Origin of the sequence: Bradyrhizobium sp. PRIMUS42, from assembly GCF_023006515.1 — a bacterium.
GTDB lineage: Bacteria > Pseudomonadota > Alphaproteobacteria > Rhizobiales > Xanthobacteraceae > Bradyrhizobium.
This window is the reverse complement of sequence record NZ_JALBGZ010000912.1, coordinates 1-2166: the sequence shown is the minus strand read 5'-3', so window position 1 is coordinate 2166 and position 2166 is coordinate 1. Positions and strand designations below refer to the sequence as shown.

The 2166-nt window shown below is 65.4% G+C and carries 2 protein-coding genes and 1 pseudogene; all 3 read right to left on the bottom strand.

Annotated elements, in window-relative coordinates; all coding sequences use genetic code 11:
- Window positions 1-519: pseudogene (locus tag MOV75_RS35570) on the bottom strand (VWA domain-containing protein); the annotation flags it as partial.
- 138 nt (window positions 520-657) lie between these two features.
- Window positions 658-1581 carry a MoxR family ATPase gene (locus MOV75_RS35565; RefSeq protein ID WP_246931072.1) on the bottom strand — a complete coding sequence of 308 codons (924 nt, stop codon included), beginning with the start codon at window positions 1579-1581 and terminating at the stop codon, window positions 658-660.
- Between the two features lie 62 nt (window positions 1582-1643).
- A partial coding sequence (locus MOV75_RS35560) for a xanthine dehydrogenase family protein subunit M (protein WP_247007675.1) occupies window positions 1644-2166 on the bottom strand: 523 nt, incomplete at its 5' end.

Here is a 2166-nt window from a genome sequence, read left to right as displayed (position 1 = left end):
CGTCAGGAGCTCGGCCTGCGGCAGCCGCATCCGCTCGACGGCACGCAGCGCCTCGGTGATCTCGGCCGCACTCATCTGCGCGAAATCCTTCTTCTGGAGGATTTCCTTGTCGGAGACCGACAGGCGCAGATCCTGCTCCTGATGCTGCGGCGTCTCGGTCATGCGCGGCCGCGACATCGCCTCCTGCACGCGGCGCGAGCCGGCCTGCGGCTTTTTCTTGGCCTCGTCCGGCAGCGGCACCGAATCGAGCATGTGCTTCCATTCCTCGGAGGCGCGGAAGAACAGGTTGAAGGCTTGCTTGAAGATCAGCGCGTGCTCGTGGCGCTTGACGAAGATCGCCTCCAACGTCGTGAAGACGTCGGCACGGTTGCCGATGTCGATCACTTGCAGCGCGCTCATGGCATCAATGACGGCGCCCGGGCCCACCGGCATGCCCGCCGAACGCAGCGCGCGGGCGAAGCCGACGATGTTGTCGGCGAACTGCTCGGTCTGCTCGGGGGCAAGGTGGTTGATGGCCATGGTTCAACACTCTCAGCCGTCATTCCGGGGCGCGCCCCTTGGCGCGAGCCCGGAATCCATAACCACGATCGGGAGTATGGATTCCGGGCTCGCGCTACGCGCGCCCCGGAATGACGAGTTCATTATGACGCACGCGCGTCAATTCTCGCTCGTCGCTTCCTTCAGCACCTTCTGCAGGGTGTCGCCCTGCATCCGGGTGATGTCGTCCTGGTACTTGAGCAGCGCGCCCAGCGTGTCGCCGACCACTTGCGGGGTCAGCGAGCGGGCGTCGAGCTCAGACAGCGCGGTGGCCCAATCGATGGTCTCGGCGACGCCCGGCGACTTGTAGAAATCCTGGTTGCGCAGCGCCTGGACAAAGCGCACGACCTGCTGCGACAGCTTCGCGGAGATGCCGGGCACGCGCGACTTGACGATCGCGAGCTCGCGCTCGGCGGCGGGATAATCCACCCAGTGATAGAGACAGCGCCGCTTCAGCGCGTCGTGGATCTCACGGGTGCGGTTGGAGGTGATGATGACGATCGGCGGGCTCGGCGCCTTCACCGTGCCGAATTCGGGGATCGTCACCTGGAAGTCGCTGAGGATTTCGAGCAAGTACGCCTCGAACGCCTCGTCGGCGCGATCGAGCTCGTCGATCAAGAGCACCGGTGGTCCGGCCACATCAGGCTCCAGCGCCTGCAGCAATGGCCGCTTGATCATGTAGCGGTCGGCGAAGATGTCGCTCGAGAGCTGGTCGCGATCGGTGTCGCCGGCGGCTTCCGCCATCCGGATCGCGATCATCTGCGCGGCGCTATTCCACTCGTAGACCGCGGAGGAGACGTCGAGGCCTTCGTAGCACTGCAGGCGGATCAGCTTCCGCCCCAGCGCCGCCGAGAGCACTTTTGCAATTTCGGTCTTGCCGACTCCGGCCTCGCCTTCCAGGAACAGCGGCCGACCCATGCGCAGCGAGAGATACGTCACCGTCGCCAGCGACCGCTCCGCGAGATAACCGCGCGATGTCAGGAGTTCGAGCATCGCATCGACCGATGCCGGCAAAGCACCGGAAGAATTGGCCGCTGAAGTCATGAAAAAGCCAGTCTCGCTACGCCCTCACCGGGGACAAGTTTGGGCCGAGGCGTGAGATCACCTCACTCCTTGGCGTTGGCGGCATCGACGGCGCGGCGCGTCAGCACGCCGATGAGATGCGCGCGGTACTCGGCGCTGCCGTGGATGTCGCTGTTGAGGCCTTCGGCCGGCACCTCGATGCCGTCAAGTGCCTTCGCGGCGAAGCGCTTCTTGAGCGCCTCCTCGAACGCGCTGACACGGAATACGCCTTCGGAGCCGGCGCCGGTCACGGCAACCCGCACATCAGAGGGACGCCGTGCCACAAACACGCCGACCAGCGCATAGCGCGAGGCCTGGTTGCGGAATTTGATGTAGGCCGCCTTCTTGGGCAGCGGGAACATCACCTTGGTGATGATCTCGTCGGCTTCCAGCGCGGTCGTGAACAGGCCCTGGAAATACTCCTCGGCCTTGAGGCGGCGCTTGTTGGTGACGATGGTCGCGCCCAGCGCGAGCACCGCGGCCGGATAGTCCGCGGTCGGATCGTTGTTGGCGAGCGAGCCGCCGATCGTGCCCTTGTGACGCACGGCGGGGTCGCCGATTCCGCCG